The organism is Pseudomonas sp. NCHU5216, from assembly GCF_052156495.1.
Taxonomy (GTDB): domain Bacteria; phylum Pseudomonadota; class Gammaproteobacteria; order Pseudomonadales; family Pseudomonadaceae; genus Aquipseudomonas.
In genome coordinates this window covers 1-18,283 of record NZ_JBQLIX010000065.1, presented here as the reverse complement: position 1 = coordinate 18,283, position 18,283 = coordinate 1, and the positions used below count along the sequence as shown (strand labels likewise).

The window sequence follows — 18,283 nt, the reverse complement described above, 5'->3', positions numbered from 1 at the left end:
CGGGGGTGCGTTTCTTTTGCTTACTTTTCTTTGCGCTGGGCGGCAATCCGATTTCAAAGAAAAGTGAGTCGCCCGAGAGGGCGAAACAAGGAGTTTCTGAACACACCGCAGCGGCGTCCAGACACCAAGTAACACACAAACTTGCCAGTCCGGTATCAACTTTCCCGAAAGCCTGCGAAAAAACTTTTTCCATTGCAAACACCGCGACTTCATGCCGGCAGGGCATCCATGCTCGCGCGGTTTGCACAGGTCGATGCTGCGCATGGCATCAGCCCCCCTCCACAACCAACCCCAAATATTTCGATACAGTTAAGCGTACACTTTCACTTCGCACGTCCAGCCCAGAGGGAACGAACACGTGGCTGCCCCGAGTGATACAACCGCCTCAGCCCAACATTCATACAAGCTCCGTCACCGCCTGCGCCATCGGCGCCAGCGCACTCTGCGCCAGCGCTTGGCCTTCTGGCTCGGGGCGTTGCTGGTCGGCCTCGCGGCCCTGGCCTTTGCCTGGATCGCCGACCACGCCTACGCGCTGTTCACCCGCCTGCTCTCGCACAGCCAATGGTGGCCCTGGCTGGTCACGCCGGCAGGCTTTGCCCTGCTCGCCTGGGCGACTCAGGGCCGGCTCAGGGAGGCCAAAGGCAGCGGCATTCCCCAGGTGATCGCCACCCTGCACAAGTCTTCCAGCCGCTTTCGCAACCGCGTGCTGGATCTGCCCATTGCCGCGGCGAAGATGCTGATGACGGCCGTGGCCCTGCTCTGCGGGGCTTCGGTGGGGCGCGAAGGGCCCACCGTGCATATCGGCGCGGCGCTGATGTATACCTTCGGTCGGCGCCTGGGTCTACAAACGAAGAATGCCGGCTCCGGGCTGATCATCGCCGGTGGCGCCGCCGGGATCGCTGCCGCCTTCAACACGCCACTGGCCGGTGTGGTGTTCGCCATCGAGGAGCTCAGCCCGCGCTTCGAGCAGAGCCTCAACGGCGTGATCCTCACGGCCGTACTGATCGGCGGCATGCTCACCCTGGGCTTGCTCGGCCCGTACAGTTATTTCGGCGAGCTCAGTGCCAGCCTGCCGTTCAATGAAGCCTGGGTGGCGGTGCTGGTCTGCGGTCTGTTCGGCGGCTTGCTCGGTGGTGCCTACTGCCGCCTGGTACTGCCGGCGAAAACTGGCCCGTTGGCCGTGATCGGCCGTTGGCAGGCACGCTGGCCCGTGCGTTTCGCCGCCGTCTGCGGGTTGCTGCTGGCCTTTTTCGGGCTGTGCTCAGGGCAGCATGTGTTCGGCACCGGCTACGAAGAAACCCGCGCGCTGCTCGAGGACGCGCCGCAAACCGACGGCGCTTTCATCATCTGGAAGTTCCTCGCCAACGTGGTGTCGTACCTGGCCGGCATTCCCGGTGGGCTGTTCTCGCCGTCGCTGAGCGTGGGCGCCAGCTTCGCGCCATGGCTGGTGGAATGGATTCCCGGCATCACCTTGCACAGCGCCGGTCTGCTCGGCATGGCCGCTTACCTGGCGGGGGTCACGCGCACGCCGCTGACGGCGACGGTCATCACCATCGAACTGTCGCACAGCCAGGACATGGCGCTGCCGATTCTCGCGGCCAGCCTGCTCGCCAGTGCCGTGTCGGCGCGTATTTCACCCGTACCGCTGTATCAGGCGCTCGCCCAGCAGGTGCTGGAAAAGCTCAAGCCAGCCGCTGTGCCCACAGCGGAAGCGAAACCCGGCTCGCGCGATTCAACCTGAGCCACACAGGCCGACCGAGGCCTACGAAGAGCAAGGCGTTACTTGCAGAATCTGCTGCTCTTCGCGGCAGCACAGCCGAGTCGCAGCCGGGTCACCCAGCAGGCATTCGGCAAGCGCCGGCTCCAGTTCGGTCCGCACTCGGCGTGCCAGGGCACGAGCGCCGAAGCGCACGTCATGCTCGCGACACAGCCAGGTGCGGGCGCTCTGCTCCACATGTAGCGAGCGGCCCTGGCGACTCAGGCGCTGGTTGAGCTTTTCCAGTTCGATGTCCAGCAACGCTTCGAGCCATTGTTCGTCGACACGCTCGAACACCAGGATGCGGTCGAGGCGGTTGAGCCATTCCGGCTCGAAGCGCTCGTGCAGCACCTGCTCCAGCAGTGCCGCCTCGCCGTTCGGAGCCAGGCCCAGCCAGCGCCGCCAACCGCGAGTGAAACGCTGATGGTAGCGCTGCGCCTGCTGCGCACCGAGGTTGCTGGTCATGAAGATCAGGCTGTTGCGAAAATCCAGGGTGCGGCTGCCGGCGGTCAGCGTCAGGCGGCCATGTTCGAGAATGCCGAGCAGGCTGCGCAGCACTTCGGGGCTGGCTTTCTCCAGCTCGTCGAACAACACGATACCGGGGCGGCCGAAGCTGCCGGCGATGGCCTCGGCATCGAACAGCGTGGTGCCCTCTTTGCTACCGACGTAACCGGGAGGTGCGCCGGTCAAGGCAGCGGCGTAGTGCTCCTGGGCCAGGGTGTGCATGTCGATGCGGCACAGGGCGTCGGCACGGCCATGAATGGCCTGGGCCAGCAAGCGCACGATCTCGCTCTTGCCCACGCCGGTCGGGCCCATGAACAGGTTGACCGCCAGTGGCCGTTCGCGCTCGCTGATATCGGCCTTGACCACCTTGAGCATGGCCTCGACCTGCGCCAGCACGGCGTCCTGGCCGACGATACGTGAGCGCAGCAGGGCCATCACGGCAGCCGGCTCGAAGAGGAAGCGCGATTGCAGCCGAGTAACGCCTTGATCCTCCAGGCGCACGCGGTTGCTGTCGATCAGGTCGTTGGCAAAAGGCATGAGACAGCTACCCGTAGGGTGCGCCGTGCGCACCAATGGTTCTCATGGTGCGCACGGCGCACCCTACACCACCCGCTCCTTGCCCGGATGCGGCAACTCGCCCACCGGGCAATCGGCCACGCCAACGGTCGAACGGGTCATTTTCTCCACATCTTCCTGGGCCTTCTGCGCATCCAGCACCCAGGTGCGGTAGAACTCGAAGGGGCAATCCGCCACGCCCTTGTCGCCATCGCCGGAGTTGTAGACGCCGGTGTAGCCACGATGGAGCAGCTTGAACAGGTGGTTCTGCGACTGGTCATTGGCGCGTGCATCACGGATCTGCGAGATGGATAACTGGGCGTACTGAATGCCCATTTCCTCTTCGCCGCACTCGCCCAGGGTGCGACCGTCGAAGCCTATCAGCGCCGAGTGGCCGAAGTAGCTGTACACCCCATCGAAGCCGGTGGCGTTGGCCACCGCCACGTAGCAGTTGTTGGCCCAGGCCATGGTTTTGGCCATCAGCACCTGCTGATCCTTGGCCGGGTACATGTAGCCCTGGCAACGCACGATCAGCTCGGCCCCCTTCATCGCGCAGTCGCGCCAGATTTCCGGGTAGTTGCCGTCGTCGCAGATGATCAGGCTGATCTTCATGCCCTTGGGGCCTGCGGACACGTAGGTGCGGTCGCCCGGATACCAGCCCTCGATGGGGCACCAGGGAATGCACTTGCGGTACTTCTGCACGATCTCGCCCTGGTCATCGATCAGGACGAGGGTGTTGTACGGCGCCTTGTGCGGGTGCTCTTCGTGACGCTCGCCGGTGAGCGAGAAGATGCCCCAGGTCTTGGCCTCGCGGCAGGCGGCGGAGAAGATCGCGGTTTCTTCGCCGGGGATGCTGGCGGCGGTGGCCATCATCTCGTCCTTGTCGTACATGATGCCCATGGTGCTGTACTCGGGGAACACCACCAGATCCATGCCGGGCAGGCCGAGCTTCATGCCCTTGATCATCTCGGCGATCTTGCGCGCGTTGTCGAGCACCTCGGCCTTGCTGTGCAGGCGCGGCATCTTGTAGTTGACGACGGCAACGCCGACGGTATCGGGGCTGCTGGAAATATCACCATGACGCATGAAAGAACTCCTTAGCTTCAAGCCGCAAGCTGCAAGCCTCAAGCAAGAGCGCGCCCTGCTTGCCGCTTGCCGCTTGCCGCTTGCCGCTTGCCGCTTGCAGCTGCTTTTAGTGACTGATCATCCAGGGCCGTGCCGAGGGGCTGGCCTTGAGGCCGTGGGGGTTGGCCTTGGTGCGCTCGACCGGCTTGCTCGGGCCGCAGCAACTGCAACCGGCCGGGTGTTTGCGGTTGGCCTTGTACTCTTCGAGGCTTTGCGGTGCGTGGGCGCTGCGCTCGTTGGCTTCATGGGCACGGCGCTGGCTGCCAGCCATGCTGGCCAGGCCCGGCGCACTGAGAATCACCCGCTCGCTGGCAGTGTCGCAGTGCGGGCAGGCACAGGGCTGGTCACGCTCGGCCATTGGCCGCAGCAGGGTGAAATCACCACAGCTTGGGCAGTCGTATTCGTAGATGGGCATGGCGATACCTCGAAAAGATAAAAAACCCCCTCTCCCCTGCCCCTCTCCCGCAAGCGGGAGAGGGGTTCAATGCATCACTTGTCGTAGGCGATGGGCAGGTCGATGCTGCCGTCGAGGAACTTGGTCGGGCCGCTGGCGCTGGGGTTGATGTCGAACTCGAAGATGTCGGTCGGCAGCCACAGCGTGGCGCAGGCGTTGGGAATGTCGACCACGCCGCTGATATGCCCCTGCACCGGCGCCGAGCCGAGCAGCGAATAACCCTGGGCCGGCGAGTAGCCGAACTTGGTCAGGTAGTTGATGGCGTTGAGGCAGGCCTGCTGGTAGGCCAGGTTGACGTCGAGGTAGTGCTGCTTGCCCTCGTCGTCCACCGAGATGCCCTCGAAGATCAGGTAGTTGTTGTAGGTGGGCACGATGGGGCTGGGCTTGAAGATCGGGTTCTTGATGCCGTACTTGGCCATGCCGCCCTTGATCAGTTCCACTTTCATGTGCACCCAGCCGGCCATCTCGATGGCGCCGCAGAAGGTGATTTCGCCGTCGCCCTGGCTGAAGTGCAGGTCGCCCACCGAGAGGCCGGCGCCGTCGACATAGACCGGGAAGAAGATCTTCGAGCCACGCGACAGATCCTTGATGTCGCAGTTGCCGCCGTGCTCGCGCGGCGGCACGGTGCGCGCCCCGGTGGCGGCGGCCAGGTCACGCGCCTCGCCCGTCATCTTGCCCATGTGCGCGGTGCTGGCGAACGGCGGGTTGGCCAGCGGCGGCACACGGGTCGGGTTGCTGTCGATCAGCGCCTGCTCGCGCTTGTTCCAGTCGGCGAGCATCTTGTGATCCGGCAGGCAGCCGATCAGCCCCGGGTGGATCAGGCCGGCGAAGCGCACGCCGGGAATGTGCCGGCTCTTGGTGAACATGCCCTCGAAATCCCAGATCGACTTCTGCGCCGAGGGGAAATAGTCGGTGAGAAAACCGCCGCCATTGTTCTTCGAGAAGAAGCCGTTGAAGCCCCAGAGCATGTCCTGCTTGGCGCCGATATCGAGCAGATCCACCACCAGCAGGTCGCCCGGCTCGGCGCCCTTCACCCCCACCGGGCCGGACAGGTAATGCACGGTGGACAGGTCGACGTCGCGCACGTCGCTGGCGTCGTCGTCGTTCTTGATGGCACCGCCGGTCCAGTCGTAGGTTTCAAGGATGAAGTCATCGCCCGGGTTGACCCAGCAGGCCATGGGGATGTCCGGGTGCCAACGGTTGTGCACCTGCTCGTTAGCGGTCGCAGCTTGATTGAGGTCGACCTTGATCAGCGTATCGGTCATGACGGAGCTCCATAACACCTGTGAGGGATGCCGGCCTTTGCCGGGGTACGCAGCCAGTCTCGAACGCGCCGAAAAATCGGCCAATACGTTGGATGACGTATGTTGCTAAAGCCAACGGCCACAGGGCCTGTAGGCTTTTTCGCAGGCGCGAAAAAGCGGCCGCTGCATGGAGAACACAGCGACCGTAAAGCGGGAATCACTGCCCTCTCCCATTAATGGCAGAGGGGTTGGGGGAGAGGGCAAAAACCTCACACCGACAGATAACGACTGATACTGGCCTCGTCGACCTTGTCGCGGCTTTCCTCGACCACGAAGCGGCCCTTCTCGATGACCAGGAAGCGGTCGGCGATTTCCAGGGTGAAGGACAGCACCTGCTCGGAGACGACTATGGTCAGGTCACGCATATTGCGAATCTCCTTCAGGCTGCGGGCGATGTCCTTGATGATCGAGGGCTGGATGCCCTCGGTGGGCTCGTCGAGCAGCAGTACCTTGGGGTTGGTGGCCAGGGCGCGGGCGATGGCCAACTGTTGCTGCTGGCCACCGGAAAGGTTGCCGCCCTTGCGCTGGCGCATCTCGTGCAACACCGGAAACAGTGCATAGAGGTCGTCCGGCACCTTGCCACCGGCGCTGGCCGGCAGGCCGGTCTGGATGTTCTCCAGCACGGTCATGCTGGGGAAGATCATGCGCCCCTGGGGCACGTAGGCAATGCCGCTCTCCACCCGCTGATGGGTTTCCAGCGTCGACACCTCCTTGCCGTCGACGCTGATCTGCCCGCCCCACTGCGGCAGTATGCCCATCAGGCTCTTGAACAGGGTGGTCTTGCCCATGCCGTTGCGGCCCATCACCGCGACGATTTCCTGCTTCGCCACGTCGAGGTTGAGCCCGTGAAGAATCTGGCTCTGGCCGTAGCCGGAGGCGAGGTTGCTGATCTGGAACATGCTTGTCACTCCAACATAGGCGGTGCGCATGGCGCACCCTCCGGTCTGAACAGGTCCCGGATTGCATCCGGGCTACGCGGCTCGCTCGCCGGGTGCGCACAGCGCGCCCTACGGTCGGTGGCGGGCTCGGCGGATCAATGGCCGAGATACACCTCGATCACCTTGGGGTTGCTCTGCACCGCGTCCATGCTGCCCTCGGCCAGCACCTTGCCCTGGTGCAGCACGGTGACTCGGTGGGCGATGCTCTTGACGAACTCCATGTCGTGCTCGATGACCAACACCGAACGGCCCTGGCTGATGCGCCCCAGCAACTCGGCCGTGGCCACCCGTTCGGACACGCTCATGCCGGCCACCGGCTCGTCGAGCATCAGCAGTTGCGGGTCCTGCATCAGCAGCATGCCGATCTCCAGCCACTGCTTCTGCCCGTGGGAGAGCAGGTCGGCCTGCTGATGCAGGTGCTCGCCGAGCATGATCTCCTGCGCCACCTGTTCGACCCGTTCGATCACCTCGCGCGTGCGCTTGAAGAACAGCGCGCCGAACACCTTGCGCCCAGCCGGGTAGGACATTTCCAGGTTCTCGAACACCGTCAGGTTTTCGTAGATCGAGGGGTTCTGGAACTTGCGCCCGACCCCGGCACGGACGATGTCGTACTCGCGCATGCGGGTCAGCTCGCGGTTCTCGAACTGGATGCTGCCGGCAGTCGCCTTGGTCTTGCCGCAGATCAGGTCGAGCACCGTGGTCTTGCCGGCGCCATTTGGGCCGATCACCACCCGCACCTCGTTGCGGTCGATGTACAGGTTGAGGTCATCCACGGCCTTGAAGCCGTCAAAGGACACGGTCAGCCCTTCGATGGCCAGCACCGGTTTGGGCATCTGGAAACCGCTGGGTTGGCTCATGGCGTGCTCTCCAGTTCGGGGGCGGGTTGTTTGCTCGCGGTGCTGCTCCTGGCCGCTGGCTGCTCGGCGATGCGGGCCTGTGGTTTGCGCTGCAGGCGCGCCAGCCAGCGCTTGCCGTGGCTGTCCCAGAGGCCGGCCAGGCCATTGGGGAAGTACATGACCACGACGATGAACAGGCCGCCCATCAGGTACAGCCACAGCTCGGGGAAGCTCTCGGAGAAATAGGTCTTGCCGAAGTTCACCAGCAGCGCGCCGTACACCGCACCGAGCAGCGACAGGCGCCCGCCGACGGCGGCGAAGATGACCATTTCGATGGACGGCACGATGCCGACGAAACTCGGTGACATGAAGCCCACCTGCAGGGTGAACATCGCCCCGCCTATGCCGGCGAAGGCCGCGCCGACGCAGAACACGAAGATCTTGAAGCTGGCCACGTCATAGCCGGAGAAGCGCACCCGCTCCTCCTTGTCACGCATCGCCAGGAGCAGACGGCCGAGCTTGGAGGCGATGATGAAACGGGCGATGAGGATGCAGCCGATCAGCAACGCCGCGCTGACGAAATAGAGGATCAGCTTGGCCTCGTCGCTGCGGATGTCCCAGCCCTTGAGCGTGCGCAGGTCGGTGATGCCGTTGACCCCGCCGGTCAGCCCCTGCTGGCCGATGATCAGCACGGTGAGGATCAGCGCGATGGCCTGGGTGACGATGGAGAAGTACACGTCACCGACGCGGCGTTTGAACATCGCCAGGCCGATCACCAGTGCCAGCAGCACCGGCACCGCCACCACGGCGATCAGGGTGAAGCTCAGGCTGTGGAAGGGCTCCCAGAACAGTGGCAGCTCGGTGATCTGGTTCCAGTCCATGAAGTCCGGAATACCGGGGGTGGACTGGATCTTGGTGCTCTCCGGGTCGGAGGCCTCGAGCTTGAGGAACATGGCCATGCAGTAGCCGCCGAGGCCGAAGAAGATGCCCTGGCCCAGGCTGAGGATGCCGCCATAGCCCCAGCACAGCACCAGGCCGACGGCGACGAAGGCGTAGGTCAGGTACTTGCCCACCATGTTCAGGCGGAAGGCATCCAGCGCCAGCGGGAAGACCACCAGGATCAGCGCCGCGAGCAGCGCCAGACCGATGGCCCCCTGCTTGCCGCCGAGCAGTTTGTCGAGTGTCGGATTCATCGGTAACCCCCCCTGCATGCAAAAAGTCGCTTTGAGCCGTAACGAATGGAGCGCGCAGTAGGTTGAAAGTGACTGTTCATTTGCGCACCTTGCTGGAGAACAGCCCCTGCGGGCGCATCATCAGGATCAGCACCACGGCGGAGAGGGTCAGCACCTTGGCCATCGAACCACTGGTGAAGAACTCCAGAAGCGATTGCGCCTGGGCAATGCCGAATGCCGAGGCGATGGTGCCGAGCAGGCTGGAGGCGCCGCCGAAGACCACCACCAGGAAGGTGTCGACGATATACAACGAACCCGCCGTCGGCCCGGTGGAGCCGATGGTGGTGAAGGCCGCGCCGGCCACACCGGCCACGCCGCAACCGAGGGCGAAGGTCATGCGGTCGACGCGCTTGGTGTTGATGCCGACCGAGCGCGCCATCACTCGGTTCTGCATGGTGGCGCGCACCTGCAGGCCCCAGCGCGAGCGGTACAGCATGAGAAACAGCAACGCGGTGAGCAGCACGGTCAGGCCCATGACGAACAGGCCGTTGCGCGGAATATCGATGGCCTCGGTGGGGTTCCACGAGCCCATCAGCCATTCCGGCAGGGTGGCGCTGACCTCACGAGCGCCGAAGATCGAACGAAAGCCCTGCTGCATCACCAGCGACAGGCCCCAGGTGGCCAGCAGGGTGTCCAGTGGGCGCTGGTAGAGCTTGCTGATCATCGCCCACTCCACCAGCCAGCCGATGGCGCCGGCGATGAAGAACGAAAGGACGATGGCGAGGAAGAAGTAGTAAGGCCCGAAGGCCGGGGCATACTGCTCGGTCAGTGTCGAAACCACGAAGGTGGTGTAGGCGCCGATGGTGAGGAACTCGCCATGCGCCATGTTGATCACCCCCATCTGCCCGAAGATGATCGCCAGCCCCAGGGCCATCAGCAGCAGCACGCAGAACACGGACAAGCCGTTGAACCCCTGCATGGCCGCGATGGCGCCGAATTCCGATAGCCATTCCATACAAGCCCCCTCAAAAGAAGTTGCAAGCCTCAAGCTTCAAGCCGCAAGCAGAGCCCGCTCCACTTGCCGCCTGAGGCTTGCCGCTCGTCGCTGCTGTTACTGATAACCTTCCGGGAAGGGGTTGGGTTCGATCAGGTCGGACTCGTAGAGCACCTTGAACTGGCCGTTCTTCTGCACTTCACCGATGCGCGTCTTGCTCCACAGGTGATGGTTTTCGTGCACCTTGACGTAGCCTTCCGGCGCAGTGGTCAGTTCGATGCCCGGGGAGGCGGCGACCACCTTGTCCACATCGAAGCTGCCGGCCTTTTCCACCGCGGCCTTCCACAGCCAGGGGCCGAGGTAGGCGGCCTGGGTCACGTCGCCGATCACCGCGTCCTGGCCGTACTTGGCCTTGAAGGCCTCGACGAAGGCTTTGTTGTTCGGGTTGTCCAGGCTCTGGAAGTACTTCATCGAGGCGTAGAAACCCTCCATGTTCTCGCCACCGATGCCGAGCAGCTCGTCCTCGGTCACCGACAGGGTCAGCAGGGTCTGCTTGGCCGAGGTCACACCGGCGGCCTTCATCTGCTTGTAGAAGGCCACGTTGGAGCCGCCGACCACGGCGGCGAAGACCACGTCAGGTTTCTTCAGCTTGATCTTGTTGATCAGCGAGCCGAACTGGGTGTTGCCCAGCGGGTAGTACTCCTCACCCACCACCTTGCCGCCGAGCACGTTCTCGATGTGCTTGCGCGCGATCTTCATCGAGGTGCGCGGCCAGATGTAGTCGGAGCCGATCAGGTAGAAGGTCTTGGCGCCCTTCTCCTTGGCCACCCAGTCGAGGCTGGCGAGGATCTGCTGGGTGGCCTCCTGGCCGGTATAGATGACGTTCTTCGACTGCTCCAGGCCCTCGTAGAAGGTCGGGTAGTAGAGCAGCCCGTTCTCCTTCTCGAACACCGGTAGCACGGCCTTGCGCGAGGCCGAGGTCCAGCAGCCGAAGACCGCCGCCACCTTGTCGCCGACCAGCAGCTTGCGCGCCTTCTCGGCGAAGGTCGGCCAGTCGGAAGCCCCATCTTCCTGAATGACCTTGATCTGCCGACCGAGCACGCCACCGCTGGCGTTGATCTGCTCGATGGCCAGGCGCTCGGCCTGGATCGAGCCGGTCTCGGAGATGGCCATGGTGCCGGTGGCCGAATGCAGAATGCCCACCGTGACCTCGCTGTCGGTCACCGCCCGGCCGGTGCTGTTGACCTCGGCATGGGCCATCTGGCCGAACAGGCTGGCGGCCAGCAGCGACAGCGCCGCAGCCCCCAGCGCCAACCGGCGCGGTAGAAGTCGAATCGGTTGAGAATCCATGGTCGTGCTCCTGTGCTGGTTATTCGTGCCGAACCACGCCGGCTTCGCAGCTAGGATGCGTTTGCCCCGGCAGGCGGGGTATACGCAGCATGACGTAAGGGCATACGTCATCTGACGTACAGCGCCGCGCGCCAGCCTGGTGCAAGCTGGCCCGCAAGCAACCAGGCAGACAGAAGCTCGCGCGCGCGGCAGAGGGCTCGCCGAGCCGGGGCATGGAAGTTGCACTGGAAGTTGCAATTGCAAAGCGCCAGCATCAGCCCGCCAGGGAGCACCTCTAAAAACGTAGGCGAGGCAGCCAGCACAAGGCAAAAACAAGCGAAAAAGCGGAGTTTACGAGTTGTAAATGAGCATTTTGAGCTTGTTTTTAACGCAGTGATGGCAACGTAGGTAGTTTTTAGAGGTGCCCCAGGGAGGGTCTCAACCGATAACGCCAGCAGGACTTCTCCCGTGCAGCCAACCGGTACCCAGCGCATCATCAAGATTCGCCGCGACTACAACTCCTGGGTCGCCGACGAAACCATGGAAGACTACGCCCTGCGCTTCACCCCCAGGTCGTTCCGCAAATGGTCGGAACTGCGCATCGCCAATACCGCCGTGGGCGCCGTGTCGTTCCTCGCCCTGGAGGCCATCGGCGGTGCCCTGGCGCTGTCCTACGGCTTCACCAACACCCTGTGGGCCGTGCTCGCGGTGAGCCTGGTGATCTTCCTCACCGGCCTGCCCATCAGCTACTACGCCGCCCGCTCCGGCCTGGATATGGATCTGCTGACCCGTGGCGCCGGCTTCGGCTACATCGGCTCGACCATCACTTCGCTGATCTACGCCAGCTTCACCTTCCTGTTCTTCGCCCTGGAAGCGGCGATCATGGCGCTGGCTCTGGAGCTGTATTTCGACATGCCGCTGGCCCTGGCCTACGTGGTCTGTTCGGTGATCATCATTCCGCTGGTGGCCTACGGCATCACCCTGATCAACCGTCTGCAGATGTGGACTCAGCCGCTGTGGCTGTTCCTGCTGGTACTGCCTTATGTGTTCGTCATCGCCAAGAACCCCGAGGCCCTGTCGGACTGGACCAGCTTCGCTGGCCGCGAAGGTGATCCCGGCAGCTTCAACCTGCTGCACTTCGGCGCCGCCTGCACCGTGGCCCTGGCCCTGGTGACGCAGATCGGCGAGCAGGTCGACTACCTGCGCTTTTTGCCGGAGAAGACCCGTGCCAACCGCGTGCGCTGGTGGACGGCGCTGTTGCTGGCCGGCCCCGGCTGGATCATCCCCGGCGCCCTGAAGATGCTCGCCGGGGCCTTCCTGGCCTTTCTCGCCCTGCAGCACGAGATCCCCATGGAGCGCGCCGCCGAGCCAACGCAGATGTACCTGGTGGCCTTCAACTACGTGTTCGCCTCGCCGCAATGGGCGCTGGCGGCCATGGTGCTGTTCGTCATCGTCAGCCAGGTGAAGATCAACGTCACCAACGCCTATGCCGGCTCGCTGGCCTGGTCGAACTTCTTCGCCCGCATCACCCACAGCCATCCGGGCCGCGTGGTCTGGCTGGTGTTCAACGTGGCCATCGCCCTGATGCTGATGGAGCTGGGGGTATTCGACGCCATCGAGGAAGTGCTCGGCCTCTACGCCAATATCGCCATCGCCTGGATCGGCGCGCTGGTGGCCGACCTGGTGATCAGCAAGCCATTGGGCCTGTCGCCCAAGTACATCGAATTCAAGCGTGCGCACCTCTACGACATCAACCCGGTGGGCGTCGGCGCCATGCTGATCGCCTCGCTGCTGTCGATGCTGGCCCATGCGGGACTGTTCGGCGCCCTGGCGCAGGCGGCCTCGCCGGTGGTGGCGCTGGGCTCGGCCTTCGTCCTGGCTCCGCTGCTGGCCTGGCTCACCGGCGGGCGCTACTACATCGCCCGCGAGCGCCAGCCGCAGTTGCTCTACCCCTACGCCGAGGCCGGCATGGTGCAGTGCTGCCTGTGCAGCAACCGCTTCGAGGAGCCCGACACCGCCCACTGCCCCGCCTACGGCGCGCCGATCTGTTCGCTGTGCTGCTCGCTCGACGCCCGCTGCGAGGATCGCTGCAAACCCCGTGCACGCCTGGCCGATCAGCTCGACGACTTCGTCGGCTGGGTATTTCCACGGGGCACCATCGCCCGCCTGCACAGCCGTCTGGCGCAATACCTGGGCCTGCTCAGCCTGCTGGTGTTGCTGCTCTCCGGCGCCCTGGCGCTGATCTACAGCCAGGTGTCGCTGGGCCTGCCGACCCATGAACCGGAGATGCGCCAGACGCTGTTCCAGGCCTTTCTCAAGGCCTTCCTGACCCTCTCGCTGTTCGCCGCCATGCTCGCCTGGTGGCTGGTGCTGACCCGTGAAAGCCGCCGCGTGGCGCAGGAGGAGTCGGATCGCCAGACCCTGCTGCTGATGCAGGAGATCGAGGCGCACCGCAAGACAGACGAAGCCCTGCAGCAGGCCAAGGAAGCGGCGGAAGCGGCCAACGCGGCGAAGAGCCGCTATGTCACCGGGCTGTCCCACGAGCTGCGCACGCCGCTCAACAGCATCCTCGGCTACACCCAGATTCTGCAGCGCGATGCCGCCATGCCGGCGCAGTATCAGGATGCCCTGGCCACCATCCTGCGCAGCGGCTCGCACCTGCTGTCACTGATCGATGGCTTGCTCGACGTGGCCAGGATCGAAGCCGGCAAGCTGCACCTGGAACTGGCGGAAATCCCCTTCCCGGAGTTCATTCACCAGCTCGAACGCATGTTCACCCCGCAGGCGGCAGAAAAGGGCCTGCACTTTCGCCTCGATTGCATTGGCCGCATGCCGGCAGTGGTGCGTGGCGACGAGAAGCGCGTGCGGCAAATCCTCATCAACCTGCTGGGCAACGCCGTGCGTTTCACCGAACGCGGCGAGGTGCGCCTGCGGGTCGGCTACATGCGCGAAACCGCCACCTTCGAGATCATCGACACCGGCGTCGGCATCGCCGCCGAGCAGATCGAGCGCATCTTCCAGCCCTTCGAGCGCGGCGACCTGATGCGCCAGGACAACGGCGTCGGCCTCGGCCTGACCATCACCCGCATGCTCACCGCACTGATGGGCGGCGAGCTGTCGGTGCATAGCCAGCCGGGCCAGGGCACGCGCTTCCAGGTGCGCCTGTTTCTCTCCGAAGTGCGTGTGCCGCAGGCGGTGGTGCATGTCGAGCACGACATCGTCGGCTATCAGGGTGAACGCCGGCTGATCCTGGTGGTGGACGACCACCTCGAACATCGCCGGGTGCTGGCCGGCATGCTCGAACCGCTGGGTTTCGAGGTGATCCAGGCGGCCAGCGGGCAGGAGGCGATCCGCCAGGTGGCGCTGCACAACCCGCACCTGATCCTCATGGATCTGTCCATGCCGCAGATGGATGGCTGGGAAACCAGCCGCCTGATCCGCCGCAACACCCAGTGCCCGGCGCCAATCATCGCCATCTCCGCCAACGCCTTCACCGATGACCGCGAGCGCAGCGTCGCCGCCTCCTGCGACGATTACCTGGCCAAGCCCGTGCATACCCCGCAGTTGCTCGAACGCATCCAGCAGCAGCTCGGCCTGAGCTGGCTGCACCGCAGCACCGCGCCACCCACGCCGCCGCCCCAGGCCCTGGTGCTGCCGGGCAGCGATGACCTACAAGCGTTGCGCGAGCTGGGCGCCCTTGGCTACGTGCGCGGCCTGCAGCAACGCCTGGACGAGATCGATCAGCGCCAGCCGGCCTGCGCCAGCTTCACTGCTGCCCTGCGCGTGCTGCTGAAGAATTTCCAGCTCGACGAGCTCAACCGCCAACTCAAGGAGGCCGAACATGAATGCGCCGCTCCACACGACTGAGTCGAGGATGCCAGCCTGCCTGCCCAGCGAACGCGGCATCATCCTCATCGTCGACGACACGCCGGACAACCTCGCCCTGCTCTCCGACGCCCTCGACGATGCTGGCTACATGGTGCTGGTGGCGCTGGATGGGGCCAGCGCGCTGACGCGCATCCAGCGGCGGCGCCCCGACCTGATTCTGCTCGACGCGATGATGCCGGGCCTCGATGGCTTCGAGACCTGCCGGCGGATCAAGGCCGAACCGAGCAGCGCCGACATCCCGGTGCTGTTCATGACCGCGCTGACCGACAGCGAACATGTGGTGCAAGGCTTCGAGGCTGGCGGTATCGACTACGTGACCAAGCCGATCAACCCCGATGAAGTGCTTGCCCGCGTCGCCTCGCACCTGCGCACCGCGCGTGTCCTGCAGGCCGCGCGGGCGGCCTCGAAACCGCTCAGCCTGAGCCTCGACGACGCCACCGCGCATGCCCGCCTGTCGGCACGCTTCCAGCTCACCGAGCGCGAGGTGCAGGTGCTGCGCTGGGTGGCCTGCGGCAAGACCAACCGCGACATCGGCGACATCCTCGGCCTCAGCCCACGCACGGTGAACAAGCATCTGGAGCATGTCTACGTGAAGCTGGGGGTGGAGACGCGCACCGCCGCCGCCTCGGTGGCCATGGCGGCGATGAGCGAAGCCTAGTGATCATGGACAGCACTCATTCCTCGTCCTCACCCTCCAGCGTCCAGGCCACCAGCGAGTCACCCATGCGCGTGCCGAACGAGCCGTGGCCGCCGGCCATCACCACCACGTACTGCTTGCCGGTCTTGCCCGACACGTAGCTGATCGGCGTGGCCTGGCCACCGGCCGGCAGCCTGCCCTTCCACAGCTCCTCGCCGCTGCGCAGGTCGTAGGCACGCAGGTAGTAGTCCAGGGTACCGCTGAGAAAGCCCAGGCCGCTGCCGGTGATCAGCGGGCCACCGAGGTTCGGCACACCAACCGTCAGAGGAATGCCCAGGGGCGCGCTGTCGCGGCTGGTGCCGTTCTTGCGCTGCCAGACCTTGTCCATGCTGCGCAGATCCACCGCCGTCACGTAGCCCCATGGCGGCGCCTGGCACGGCAGATTCAGGGGCGACAGGAAGGGCTCCAGGCTGACCATGTAGGGCGCGCCGCGATTGGGTTGCAGGCCGACCTCGCTGTTGCCATGGCGGGCCTGATCACCTTCCTCGCGCTTGACCAGGCGTGAGACGAACGCCAGGTAGTTGGGCGCGCCGAAGAGGATCTGCCGCTGCGGATCGACCGCCACCGACGGCCAGTTGAACACGCCGACATTGCCTGGGTAGATCAACGAGCCCTGCTCCGACGGCGGGGTGAAATCGCCCTCGTAGCGCAGGCGGTGGAACTGGATACGGCAGGCCAGTTGATCGAACGGAGTGCCGCCCCACATATCGCGTTCGTGCAGGGGTTCGTCAGGGGCATAGCTGAGCTGCGAGATGGGCTGGGTCGCTGCGGTGAAGTCACCCTCCACCGTGCCCTGCGGCACTGCGCGCTCGTTCACCGGCACGATGGGTTGGCCGTTGCGCCGGTCGAGCACATAGAGGTCGCCACGCTTGGTCGGCTGGATGATCGCCGGCACCGGGCCATCGGGGCCCTCGACATCCATCAGCGTCGGCTGCGACGGCAGGTCGCGATCCCAGAGGTCATGGTTGACCGTGCGAAACTCCCAGCGCACCTTGCCGGTGGCCAGGTCGAGGGCCACCAGGGTCGCGGTGAAGCGCTCGGCTTCGGGGCTGCGCTGCACCGCCCACTGGTCGGGCGTCTGGTTGCCCATGGGGATGTACACCAGGCCCAGCGCCTCGTCCGCCGTGGCGATGGTCCAGGAGTTGGGCGTACTGCGCACGTAGGTTTCACCGGCCGGCAGCGGCTCGGTGGCGTCTGGACGGCCGGGGTCGAAGTTCCACACCAGCTCGCCACTGTTCACGTCGTAGGCACGGATCACCCCACCCGGCGAATCCACCGAGCCGTTGTCGGTGATCGAACCGCCGATTATGACCAGGTGCTCGGTCACCACCGGCGGTGAGGTGGGCAGGTAGACGCCGAGGGCGTCTTCACCCAGGCCCACCTTGAGGTCGACCTTGCCTCCCTCGCCGAAATCCTCGCAGGGCTTGCCATCGTGCAGATCGAGGGCATAGAGGGTGGCGTCGTTGGTGGGCAGGAACAGGCGCTGGGTGCAGCGAGCCGGCGCCGCTTCGGCAGCAGCCGGCGAGGCCTCAGGCGCGGGCGCGGCATAGGCGCTGGCATCGTGATAGGCCAGCCCACGACAGGTCATGTGCTGGTAGTACTCGGCCTGGCGGTTGATCGCCGGGTCGAAGCGCCAGCGCTCCTCGCCAGTATCGGCATCCACGGCGATGGCGATGCTGTGCGGGGTGCAGATGAACAGGTTGTCGCCGATCTTCAGCGGCGTCACCTCGTTGGTCAGCTCTTTGGGGTCGCCCTCGCCGGGTAGATCGCCGGTATGGAATTCCCAGGCCTTCTTCAGGCGCCCGACGTTGTCCGGAGTGATCTGCGCGGCGCTGCTGTAGCGGTCACCCTGCGCCGAGCCACCATAGGCCGTCCAGTCGCTGGCCGAAGCTGTGCTTGGCGTGGCGGCGACGGCCATGCGCGGCGCCTCGAAGCGCCCTGCCAGGCGATGATAGTCCTGAGTCAGCGAATAGCCCGCCATGCCCGCGCCTGCCAGCAGGCCGATACCCAGCAGAACGCTGGCGCCATCGCGCCAGGAGCGTTCGGGGGCGATATGTCGGTTGATCCATGGCAGCAGCAGCCACAGCCCCAACACGCACCACAGGTCGATGCGCGGTGCCAGTTGCCACCAGTCGAAACGCACTTCGTAAATCGCCCAGGCCAGACTCGCCAGCAGCAACAGAGCGTACAGCCACAGCCCTGCGCGGCTACCCCGGCGGATCAACACTGCCACCGCCAGCAGGCCGAGACCGGCGAGCAGGTAGTACCAGGAGCCCCCCAGCCACGCCAGATAAGCGCCACCGAGCGCCATCAGCACACCCAGGACTCCGGCCACCCAGGCCGTGAGTTTTACCCGCAGGGGCTGCGTCATCTTGTTTTCAGTCATTTTCCATTCCCCTTGCCGCTGCCCCGCCGACAGTCGGGACACATGGTCAATGGATACGGAGCTGGGATGAGAGTTCAGCGATTCTGACTGATTGACGAGGGCTACAGGCCGTTGAAAGGATTCTTTGCGGGAACTCGGGAATTTCAGTGTTGATACCGGACTGGCAAGTTTGTGTTTCGTGTTGGTTGTCCCGGGGGCCTGTTCCGAATTGCCGCGTTTTTGTTGATGTTCTTTGTTTCGCCCTCCCGGGCGAGTCACTTTTACGGGTAAAAGTAACCAAAACCCTCCGCCCGATCATCCGGCCCTCGCTTCGCGAGGGTTCGCTCACTCCATCGCCGTTCCAGA

The 18,283-nt window shown here is 64.7% G+C and carries 14 protein-coding genes; 3 read left to right on the top strand and 11 right to left on the bottom strand.

Annotated features, from left to right (window positions below; translation table 11 throughout):
- A partial coding sequence (locus ACSVIK_RS25200) for a hypothetical protein (protein WP_442446871.1) occupies window positions 1-193 on the bottom strand: 193 nt, incomplete at its 3' end.
- A 261-nt stretch (window positions 194-454) separates the two neighbouring features.
- Between ACSVIK_RS25200 and ACSVIK_RS25195 the strand changes: the two genes are divergently transcribed.
- Window positions 455-1,741, top strand: coding sequence for a chloride channel protein (locus ACSVIK_RS25195; RefSeq protein WP_442446870.1), 1,287 nt, complete (start codon window positions 455-457; stop codon window positions 1,739-1,741).
- 21 nt (window positions 1,742-1,762) lie between these two features.
- On the opposite strand, the gene ACSVIK_RS25190 is transcribed toward ACSVIK_RS25195, so the two are convergent.
- The 9 genes from ACSVIK_RS25190 to urtA all read right to left on the bottom strand — a co-directional run bounded on the left by ACSVIK_RS25190 (window position 1,763) and on the right by urtA (window position 10,988).
- Entirely contained in the window at window positions 1,763-2,797 is a 1,035-nt protein-coding gene (locus ACSVIK_RS25190; RefSeq protein WP_442446869.1) for an AAA family ATPase, read from the bottom strand.
- A 63-nt stretch (window positions 2,798-2,860) separates the two neighbouring features.
- Window positions 2,861-3,901: an aliphatic amidase gene (locus ACSVIK_RS25185; RefSeq protein WP_442446868.1), complete on the bottom strand. Its 1,041-nt coding sequence runs from the start codon at window positions 3,899-3,901 to the stop codon at window positions 2,861-2,863.
- Window positions 3,902-4,007: 106 nt separating this feature from the next.
- On the bottom strand, window positions 4,008-4,355 hold the full coding sequence (locus ACSVIK_RS25180) for an FmdB family zinc ribbon protein (protein WP_442446867.1): 348 nt from the start codon (window positions 4,353-4,355) through the stop codon (window positions 4,008-4,010).
- Between the two features lie 74 nt (window positions 4,356-4,429).
- Window positions 4,430-5,659 (bottom strand): formamidase, encoded by a 1,230-nt coding sequence (gene fmdA / locus ACSVIK_RS25175; protein WP_442446866.1) that lies wholly within the window; start codon window positions 5,657-5,659, stop codon window positions 4,430-4,432.
- Window positions 5,660-5,907: 248 nt separating this feature from the next.
- A complete protein-coding gene (urtE, locus tag ACSVIK_RS25170; protein ID WP_442446865.1) occupies window positions 5,908-6,597 on the bottom strand; it encodes an urea ABC transporter ATP-binding subunit UrtE in 690 nt (229 codons plus the stop codon).
- Between the two features lie 134 nt (window positions 6,598-6,731).
- Window positions 6,732-7,493, bottom strand: coding sequence for an urea ABC transporter ATP-binding protein UrtD (gene urtD / locus ACSVIK_RS25165; RefSeq protein ID WP_442446864.1), 762 nt, complete (start codon window positions 7,491-7,493; stop codon window positions 6,732-6,734).
- Window positions 7,490-8,665, bottom strand: coding sequence for an urea ABC transporter permease subunit UrtC (urtC, locus tag ACSVIK_RS25160; RefSeq protein ID WP_442446863.1), 1,176 nt, complete (start codon window positions 8,663-8,665; stop codon window positions 7,490-7,492). The genes urtD and urtC overlap by 4 nt, the downstream gene beginning before the upstream one ends.
- Before the next feature lie 76 nt (window positions 8,666-8,741).
- Window positions 8,742-9,659, bottom strand: a complete 918-nt coding sequence (gene urtB, locus ACSVIK_RS25155) for an urea ABC transporter permease subunit UrtB (protein WP_442446862.1) — start codon at window positions 9,657-9,659, stop codon at window positions 8,742-8,744.
- A 96-nt stretch (window positions 9,660-9,755) separates the two neighbouring features.
- Entirely contained in the window at window positions 9,756-10,988 is a 1,233-nt protein-coding gene (gene urtA / locus ACSVIK_RS25150) for an urea ABC transporter substrate-binding protein (RefSeq protein ID WP_442446861.1), read from the bottom strand.
- 447 nt (window positions 10,989-11,435) lie between these two features.
- Between urtA and ACSVIK_RS25145 the strand changes: the two genes are divergently transcribed.
- Window positions 11,436-14,834, top strand: a complete 3,399-nt coding sequence (locus tag ACSVIK_RS25145; RefSeq protein ID WP_442446860.1) for an ATP-binding protein — start codon at window positions 11,436-11,438, stop codon at window positions 14,832-14,834.
- Window positions 14,809-15,513 carry a response regulator gene (locus ACSVIK_RS25140; RefSeq protein WP_442446859.1) on the top strand — a complete coding sequence of 235 codons (705 nt, stop codon included), beginning with the start codon at window positions 14,809-14,811 and terminating at the stop codon, window positions 15,511-15,513. Before ACSVIK_RS25145 ends, ACSVIK_RS25140 begins: the two co-directional genes overlap by 26 nt.
- 16 nt (window positions 15,514-15,529) lie before the next feature.
- Here the strand turns inward: ACSVIK_RS25140 and ACSVIK_RS25135 are convergent, their stop codons facing one another.
- A complete protein-coding gene (locus ACSVIK_RS25135; RefSeq protein ID WP_442446858.1) occupies window positions 15,530-17,938 on the bottom strand; it encodes a membrane-bound PQQ-dependent dehydrogenase, glucose/quinate/shikimate family in 2,409 nt (802 codons plus the stop codon).
- Window positions 17,939-18,283: the final 345 nt, after the last annotated feature.

Coding starts and splice junctions, on each gene's coding strand:
- urtA (WP_442446861.1), bottom strand. CDS start 10,988: ATGGATTCTCAACCGATTCGACTTCTACCGCGCCGGTTGGCGCTGGGG.
- urtD (WP_442446864.1), bottom strand. CDS start 7,493: ATGAGCCAACCCAGCGGTTTCCAGATGCCCAAACCGGTGCTGGCCATC.
- urtC (WP_442446863.1), bottom strand. CDS start 8,665: ATGAATCCGACACTCGACAAACTGCTCGGCGGCAAGCAGGGGGCCATC.
- fmdA (WP_442446866.1), bottom strand. CDS start 5,659: ATGACCGATACGCTGATCAAGGTCGACCTCAATCAAGCTGCGACCGCT.
- urtB (WP_442446862.1), bottom strand. CDS start 9,659: ATGGAATGGCTATCGGAATTCGGCGCCATCGCGGCCATGCAGGGGTTC.
- ACSVIK_RS25135 (WP_442446858.1), bottom strand. CDS start 17,938: ATGACTGAAAACAAGATGACGCAGCCCCTGCGGGTAAAACTCACGGCC.
- ACSVIK_RS25180 (WP_442446867.1), bottom strand. CDS start 4,355: ATGCCCATCTACGAATACGACTGCCCAAGCTGTGGTGATTTCACCCTG.
- urtE (WP_442446865.1), bottom strand. CDS start 6,597: ATGTTCCAGATCAGCAACCTCGCCTCCGGCTACGGCCAGAGCCAGATT.
- ACSVIK_RS25190 (WP_442446869.1), bottom strand. CDS start 2,797: ATGCCTTTTGCCAACGACCTGATCGACAGCAACCGCGTGCGCCTGGAG.
- ACSVIK_RS25185 (WP_442446868.1), bottom strand. CDS start 3,901: ATGCGTCATGGTGATATTTCCAGCAGCCCCGATACCGTCGGCGTTGCC.
- ACSVIK_RS25140 (WP_442446859.1), top strand. CDS start 14,809: ATGAATGCGCCGCTCCACACGACTGAGTCGAGGATGCCAGCCTGCCTG.